Origin of the sequence: Bacillus sp. DJP31 (assembly GCF_049310945.1) — a bacterium.
GTDB lineage: Bacteria > Bacillota > Bacilli > Bacillales > SA4 > Bacillus_BS.
Window position 1 is genome coordinate 1 of record NZ_JBMERO010000055.1, and the last position, 7,743, is coordinate 7,743.

Below are 7,743 nucleotides of genomic sequence, written 5' to 3' on the forward strand. Positions count from 1 at the left end.
CCGTCTGCGTAGCGTACAAAACGGATTCCGTGTTGTTCTAATTCCCAATCTAGTTCGTTTAAGTATAGATTGGCAAGTATCGGAGAAATTACACCGCCTTATGCACAGTAAAATATTATGTAAAGTAGAGTATAAATTGGGAATGCGCTTTTTAGATGAACAGTTCAATTTCTTTGAATTAGAGCAAGCTGGGGCCTTAACACAAAGTATGGTAAATGCCTTAAGAGTAGTTCGAATGTTGGGTGATTTCCAGCAACATGGAACCATTCTTCGCCGGTACTATAAACAAAAAAATCTTCTGCAAAACAATGAGTTCATAGAGACCGTCAGAGCTGTCTGAGCGATTGTCAGCGAAGAGAATACTCCAAAGTTACACAAAATCATTACAGGAAAATCTCAGAAAAGTCTTTGAGTTTTGTGGAATCTCAGGAGATTATTTACCGTACTGATATCACTGCTAAAAATATTTTCGATTATATCAATACTTTGTTGGGGTATAGCTACAAAACCTTAGCGTTACATATCTGAGGGCTACGTTCTTTTTTTCGCTTCTCTACGCTAATGGATTTCATAAACAAGATTTGGCTGAAATCTTGCCGGCCATAAAAGCGAGAAAGCAAAATAGGATCCCTTCCGTATGGACTTCTAGCGATGTCACCAAGTTACTCGAAGCCATTTACAGAGGAAATCCGGCTGGTAAAAGAGATTATGCCATAATCCTATTAGTCGCTCGGTTAGGCATCAGGACGAAGGATATCAAGAATTTAAAGCTTGAACACTTAAAATGGCAAAGTAACCGTATCATATTTACACAGTCGAAAACAGATAGAGAGATAAGCTTGCCTTTACTCCATGATATTGGTTGGGCCATCATTGATTATCTAAAAAGTGGAAGACCGAAGGTTGAATTACCTTATGTATTTTTGCGACATCTTGCACCACTTGAACCGTTTTCGGATGAGGACAGGCTGCATCAAATCATAGTAAAATACATGAAATTAGCCCAATTCCCACTCTCTCTCTTCACAAAAGAAAGTGGGAATGCATTCTTTAAGACACACGTTAGCCAGTGCTTTGCTAGAAAAAAATACCCCATTGTCCATCATCTCTGATATTTTGGGCCATGTTAGCGCAGACTCAACCACTGTCTACCTTAAATTACACTTTCCTTCTGAACATACCCAACACCATCACTTGATAAGCCCTCTTCAACCCACTGGTTCACTGATTAAAGAGCACCTGTGTATAGTAACATTGTGGACTTCCCGTTATTTTCGCACTGTCGTCCACTTATCCTGCCGACCGTGTTTCACGCTTTCGCATTCGGGTCTGCCCATCCGTCTACGGGTCTCTCGATTTTCCGCATCTCCATCAGACAGTACCTCACAATAATGCCATAGATTAGACTTCATAGGCTTTACCAGTAATCATATGGGAGGACTTTCACCTCCGTGAAAAATAACCTTCCAGGATTCGGGGTCCGTTTTACCGCAATAACGTAACCCAACCTATATAAGTTCATTTCATGTAGAGCGATGCTCTACATAGGTGCAACTGCCCTTCGCACAAAAAAATCATCAATACTCTCGTGAGGCCACTGAAAAGCTTACGTTTTTTAGTTTAAAAAAGAGATTCAAAAAAAAGACGACTATATACCCATTAAATGGGTAAAAGTCGTCTTTTTTGCTTATGATTTAGCGATACGTTTCCTCAATTTCAAGAAAATATTTAAATGACATATCGTATTTTGACCGTTCAACAATGTCAATATAAGAAGCTTTATGAATAGTTTTTAATAATAAATATTTGAACATACGAATAGGAGGGATAGCGTTTCGTCCATTATCAAGACCATATTTATCCTTAAGCTCGTTATAGACAAAAGAAAAATCAACTCATTCATTCATTCTTCTTAATACGTTATCTTTTGGAACCACTAAGTTATATATGTCTTTATAAGTATAAGGGCTTAACTTTATTGTTTGTTGATGCTGAATCATAGTATCCACCTACTTGAATTTGATACCTTAATTATAATACAAAAAAAGGTATACTTCTCTCAGTTATTTGAGGAGTATACCTTTTTTGTAGTAGTCTCTTTTCGTAAGTTTGTTATTTTTAGAAACAATCCTTATTGAACATTCTTGATTGTAGTGGAAGGTGCGAGACTCCTGCTTAGAGAAGCAGGACAGGTGAGACCCCGCAGGCGCTAGTGCGCTGAGGAGGCTCACCGCCCGCCCCGCGGAGAGCGAGTACCTGCAACGGAAATCAACAGACATGGTTAAAAGTCTCTATAAAGTCAATAATCAACAAAGTATGCGAAAACGGGCATGTATGAAGATGACTTTTTCAGTGGCCACTACTCTCGTAGGGGGGACTAGTTTCTCTCAGTATTTGAATTATAAAATATCTTTATAAGCTTGACACGATCATTCACCTTTAGTTTTCGATAGATGCTTGATATATGGTTTTTAACCGTATCAGGTGAAATAATTAACCTTAGTGCAATCTGGATGTTAGTATGCCCCTCTACTAATTCGTGAAATACTTCCTTTTCACGGCTAGTGAGATGGTTGAAATCATTATGAAATGTGGGGTTTACAACCGCTTCTTGTTGATTCACTTCCTGAGAGCTTGTCAACTTAAGTGAAAAGTATTTTTCACCATTTCTTTGAGTTGTTATTAAAAAGTTATCTTTATTAAGTGCCTCTACTACTTTTTCTAGTACATCTATATCTCTACCTATCCTTCTACTAACACTTAAAATAGTTTCAATTGAATATGGATTACAATTAAAATATTCCATACATTCAAGCTTTACTTTCGCAATCATTTTATCCATTTAAACCACCTATTTAAACAAATTTAAAATAAGGTTGTATATCCAAATCTTCGATTATATAAGGCCTAGATGTGAAGCCCTCGGGAGATTTATCTAATTTAATATATTGATATTTGTTATCTGACCATATTCTTAGAATGCCCGTAGATTTACGCTTAATTTGCTCTGACACAATCTGTGAAGCTTCTCTCGTATTACAAATACGAATGGAAGTAAATTCTAGGGATCTTGTAAGTGCTGTTACTAAAGGAAGAATGCTCTGAATGTATTTTTCGCCTCGAATGTGGTGAGCTGCATTCATGTCATATATAATTATCCATTCCTCACCTTTACTTTTTCTTTCCAGTAATAACTTGAAAATGTCCTTTTGGATAAAGTTACTAAATTCTTCATTAGAAAGGTTATCAACCTTTAAAATGGATGGATGTAATTCTTTATCACTAATCCTGTTAAATTGGTCAACGATTAGTATGTCTTTCCTTTTTATACATGCATAGAGATCTAAGCCTGATTCCTCAAAAAATTTGCTTAGTAGTGGTATCGTTAAATCGTCTGGTAATAAAACAAGCACCTTATCTCCCCGTTTTAATTGATTTATTAATAAAGAAGTTAAGATATATTTGTAGTTAGATTTACTATCAACATCTAGTAGGAATACCTCTCCTCTTGGTATTCCACCACCTAAGATTATATCGATTTCCTTAACATTGGTAGGGATTATTTCTGTATTATAAAAAGGAACATTCCTAATGTTACGGTTCATTGGTATGAGATAAATGCCGGTATGATTTATACGGTAAGTATGCTTGCCCTGAAAATATTCTGATCCTCTCATTTTTAAAACCTCTAATGTACGTTGAGGTATCTCTTCTAGTTCCATTGTTTTTTCTAACTTTATAACCCCATCGAAAATATAATGTTCAAAAGATTTTTCATCGTTTTCTTCTATAATTATTAATGATGTAATACCTTTTTTTCGTAAAATATTGCGAAAAATATATATAGAGTTTCGAAGCTCGTATTCATCTGAAATTAAATATCTCAATATACTCAAACTGTCTAGTACCAACCTCTTACAGCCAGTATCATTTAAAAGTCTCTCAAGCATCCCATCAGGATTAAGCATATCTTTTACAATTGTTTCTGGTGAAATCCCAATAATTCGTATTAGCCCCTCTTTTTCATACTGATTTAGATTCCACCCAAATGGACTCATATCCTGACGAATTTGAGAAGGAAACTCTTCAAATGATAAGTATATTCCCGGCTGGTTATCTTTTGCCCCTTCAACAAGAAACTGAACACCTAGTGTTGTTTTACCTGTCCCTGGAGATCCTTCTAATAGAGCACTAGAATGTAAAGGTATCCCTCCGTTTAAAATAAAATCAAGACCTTTAACACCAGAAGGCATTTTCATTCTTAGTCACCTCCATAATTACACAAAATTCTACATTTCTCTAATAGACTATTCTAACATTTATTATAAAAAAGTAATAGATTTTTTAAAGTTCACATACTTTATTTTAATTCCAATTTTTTTTAAAAAAACTGATTATCCCACTAGCTTAGAATAGGTAATGGTTTCGGTTGTTGCATACAGAGTGGATAAACGACTAAACCATTCACCTTTGAACTTTCTTCGATTAAATCGATAATAAAATTCATCCAAATAGGATTGAAGATGCTTTGAGTCAAGGCCATGGAAGGTTCCACCAACAAACGCTTTTTCATTTGAAATAACTGTATGCAGCCAATGTAAGTGGTCTGGACTTTCTTTGGCATTATAAACTTGATATTTGTGTTTAAAGCCAGCTCCAGCAAGGGATCGGTACGAATGATACGCATCACTACTAATGGTTGACCTTGCTAGAATACCTTTTGGGCAAATCCAAGCAAGGTTTCGGCCTTACTATTAGGTACGACTTCCATTTTCAAGTAGAGCGGATTTCCTTTTTTATTTAGGGATAATCCTACAAGTACTTTGGTTTTTTCCGTTCCACGACCGCGTTTTCCACCTTCGGATGGAGCACCAAAGAAGGCGTTATCTAGCTCTACAATTCCAGCTAGCCTATAGTCTTCATCACGTTTTCTCATAGCTTGGCGAATTTTATAAAGCATTGAGCCAAGCTGTTTTATACGAAACCGAAAGTTCTTCAAAAAGTCTAGTTGCCGATACTCCCGTTTATCATGTGCGATTAAATAAAGAGCTAAGAACCATTTAGTTAAGTCAGTTCTTGTTTTTTCCACAGTTCCAACGGTGACAGTGGCTTGATACATGCATTTTTTACATTCATAAAGCCTGTGCTTACGTGTTGTAGTCTCAAAATAATCACCATGTTCGCATCTTTCGCAACAATAACCATTTGACCATTTCAATGAAAATAAATGGTCATGGCATGATTTTTCGGTCGAGAATTTTTTTTCGAACGCAATTAAGTTCATATACTGGTACTTAGTCAATCGGAACATCCTCTCAAGAAACGTTTGTTTTACCATTATGGCCAAACAATCGTTCTTGATATACGTTATTCTGAGGTAAAGGGATAATCAGTAAAAAAAAATAAAAATCCACCAAATAATATTTAGTGGATTTCAACCATTATCCTTGCTGGACGGTCAGAGACTCTAAAGGAAAACCTTGGCTTTGGAATAGGCCGGCTTTTCAATACGATCTATCTTCAGTAGCTTCTTCTCAGCAATCAGAGTCTCTTGTTCTTTAGTTGGGTAGATACGAAACTTATACGCTTTTTTAACTACCATTAATTTCACCTCAATATCAATAAGGAACATTTGTTCTTATTGTAGCATAGTGAGTGCAATTTTGGCTAACGCCAACCGACATTCATCTCACCACCTACTCATTGGGCTATGCCCTTCACATTCCTTGAGGTGGGAGTCTTCTGTCGGAAAATGATAAAAAAACAGCCTTTTAAAGTGGCTGTCATTCCTGACTCATAGGTAATAACTATGTTAAATCAAATAGTTGGAACTAGAGCTGCTTTAAAGCATTTATTAGTCTATCTACTTCTTCTTCTGTATTATAGGGAGCCAGTCCAGCACGAACCCAACCACCATCGTTAGTGATATCCAGTTTATCTGCTAAGGTTGAGGCATAGAAATGTCCATCCGCAATAAAAATACTGTGTTCTTCGGCCATTATTCTGCAAACTTCTCTTGGAGTATATCCAGAAACAATAAATGCAATTGTAGGTGTCTTGAGAACGGATGTGTCTGCTTGATACAGCCTTACTCTTTCGATTTCTGAAAGTCCTTTTCTAAGTCTGTCTGCTAACGCATTTTCATAGACTTCAATGACTTCCATTCCTGAAAGGATCTTTTCTCTTCTGTTTGATCCAGTTCCTAAGCAAGATATGAACTCAATGGCTGGTTTTATTCCTGCAATTCCCTCATGGTTCTGCGTTCCAGTCTCTAGTTTATCAGGGATATAGCTTGGTGCTGGTTCTAATTTAAATGGCTCTAAAGTTTCAAAGATAGACTCTTTGATTGCCGCTATTCCAACATGAGGTCCGAAGAATTTATAGGCTGAGCATAACAAGATGTCAGCACCGAGAATGTCTCTTTCAATCGCAACATGTGGTGTAGCGTGCACCGCATCTACTGCAAGTATGGCTCCCATTTCTCTAACTCTTTCAGAGATTCTTTCAATGTCATTGATGGTTCCAACAGCATTCGAAGCCAAACCAACTGCGACTAGCCGAGTTTTCTCATTAATAACTTCATGTAGATCTTCAAGATTAAGTGTTAATCTATCAGTATCCACCTTTATCCACCTAACCGTTAACCCTCTGTCCTCTGCCATTGTAATCCATGGATCAACGTTTGCCCGGTGATCCAATTCTGTTACAACGATTTCATCACCTTTTCCCCAGTTTTTCCCGAGAGCTCTAGCGATTGATAAGGCCAGCGTTGTCATGTTTGCTCCAAATGCTACTTCATTTTCATTTACTCCAAGGAAATCCCCAATCGCACTTTTCGCTTCTGAAATGAAAGCCTCTGTTTCACGACTAGAAGGAAAAGCACCATGAAGGTTTGCTCCTCCATTTCCCATATAGGCCGTGATCGCTTCTATTGATGACTTAACCACTTGAGTACCACCTGGACCGTCTAAATAGGCAACAAGTTGATCGTTATACGTTCTAGTAAGTGCTGGAAATTGGTTTCGAACATCGGTTATTGGAAATAGCTCAAGCTTTTGACTCATTTACTTCATCTCCTTAGATTAATAGAAATTTAGTTAGATAACTCCAGCTGAGAAAAAACCTTACACTGCAGGATTTCCTCCATGATCGTTTAAAACCTGGGTTTCCCTCCAGCTCCTTGTATCTGAGTAACGACAAATTCAACCGTCTCAGGAATGGCGTTGTTTTGTGCAGAAATAGTAGGGAGACTTAAATAATCCTTTAATGTCTCGATAGAATCTGAAACTAATTCCTTTGTACGACTTTTAAGACTTTGTAAAAGTTGTTCACTCATTAAGAGAACACTCCTTTCCATCTATACTTACTACTATTTCGAGATACGAATAAAAATCCCTCTTATAGTGTTTATATTTTCTGAAAATATATTAAATTTCCAATGGATCATGTTAAGATTTATTCATATTCAAGTTTTATAACAGGAGGAATATCAGTGAAAACTCTAGAATTCTATTTGCCTACAAAACTACCCGCCCAATGTTTCATAGTCGTTCATCCTGCGATAATAGGCTAAAAAGGAATACAAAATATACGTTGTGGTTACATGGGCAATTTGGGCATCAAAGTTCTGAGACTGGCATTTACCTAATCGAAGAAGTTGTTTGGTCTCTTTGAAAAATACCTCAATCGTCCAGCGCACTGAATAGACTTCCAACATTTCGAGGAAGGTCAAAGATTCGTCTG

At 36.8% G+C, this 7,743-nt stretch carries 9 protein-coding genes and 4 pseudogenes; 3 read left to right on the plus strand and 10 right to left on the minus strand.

Annotated features, from left to right (window positions below):
- From ACOI1C_RS21830 to ACOI1C_RS21840, 3 genes and pseudogenes are all read left to right on the plus strand, one after another.
- Window positions 1–340, plus strand: a pseudogene (locus ACOI1C_RS21830) (hypothetical protein); the annotation flags it as partial.
- Window positions 341–581: 241 nt separating this feature from the next.
- A complete protein-coding gene (locus ACOI1C_RS21835) occupies window positions 582–1,112 on the plus strand; it encodes a tyrosine-type recombinase/integrase (RefSeq protein WP_422512725.1) in 531 nt (176 codons plus the stop codon).
- Complete coding sequence (locus ACOI1C_RS21840; RefSeq protein ID WP_422512727.1) at window positions 1,042–1,392, plus strand: tyrosine-type recombinase/integrase; 351 nt, start codon at window positions 1,042–1,044, stop codon at window positions 1,390–1,392. Before ACOI1C_RS21835 ends, ACOI1C_RS21840 begins: the two co-directional genes overlap by 71 nt.
- Before the next feature lie 320 nt (window positions 1,393–1,712).
- On the opposite strand, the pseudogene ACOI1C_RS21845 reads toward ACOI1C_RS21840, so the two are convergent.
- The 10 genes and pseudogenes from ACOI1C_RS21845 to ACOI1C_RS21890 all read right to left on the minus strand — a co-directional run.
- A pseudogene (locus ACOI1C_RS21845) lies at window positions 1,713–2,000 on the minus strand (transposase); the annotation flags it as partial.
- 377 nt (window positions 2,001–2,377) lie between these two features.
- Entirely contained in the window at window positions 2,378–2,842 is a 465-nt protein-coding gene (locus ACOI1C_RS21850; RefSeq protein WP_422512729.1) for a response regulator transcription factor, read from the minus strand.
- 13 nt (window positions 2,843–2,855) lie between these two features.
- Window positions 2,856–4,259 carry an ATPase domain-containing protein gene (locus ACOI1C_RS21855; protein WP_422512731.1) on the minus strand — a complete coding sequence of 468 codons (1,404 nt, stop codon included), beginning with the start codon at window positions 4,257–4,259 and terminating at the stop codon, window positions 2,856–2,858.
- Between the two features lie 143 nt (window positions 4,260–4,402).
- Window positions 4,403–4,543, minus strand: a complete 141-nt coding sequence (locus tag ACOI1C_RS21860) for a hypothetical protein (protein WP_422512733.1) — start codon at window positions 4,541–4,543, stop codon at window positions 4,403–4,405.
- 1 nt (window position 4,544) lies between these two features.
- Window positions 4,545–4,730, minus strand: a pseudogene (locus ACOI1C_RS21865) (hypothetical protein); the annotation flags it as partial.
- Window positions 4,709–5,302, minus strand: a complete 594-nt coding sequence (locus ACOI1C_RS21870; RefSeq protein ID WP_422512735.1) for an IS1595 family transposase — start codon at window positions 5,300–5,302, stop codon at window positions 4,709–4,711. The gene ACOI1C_RS21870 and the pseudogene ACOI1C_RS21865, both read right to left, overlap by 22 nt.
- 165 nt (window positions 5,303–5,467) lie before the next feature.
- Complete coding sequence (locus tag ACOI1C_RS21875) at window positions 5,468–5,602, minus strand: helix-turn-helix domain-containing protein (RefSeq protein ID WP_422512737.1); 135 nt, start codon at window positions 5,600–5,602, stop codon at window positions 5,468–5,470.
- A 229-nt stretch (window positions 5,603–5,831) separates the two neighbouring features.
- The gene (locus tag ACOI1C_RS21880) at window positions 5,832–7,064 is read right to left on the minus strand and encodes a cysteine desulfurase-like protein (protein WP_422512739.1); all 1,233 of its coding nucleotides are present in this window, start codon (window positions 7,062–7,064) and stop codon (window positions 5,832–5,834) included.
- A gap of 89 nt (window positions 7,065–7,153) precedes the next feature.
- Window positions 7,154–7,336, minus strand: a complete 183-nt coding sequence (locus ACOI1C_RS21885; protein WP_422512741.1) for a hypothetical protein — start codon at window positions 7,334–7,336, stop codon at window positions 7,154–7,156.
- Between the two features lie 192 nt (window positions 7,337–7,528).
- A pseudogene (locus tag ACOI1C_RS21890) lies at window positions 7,529–7,743 on the minus strand (transposase); the annotation flags it as partial.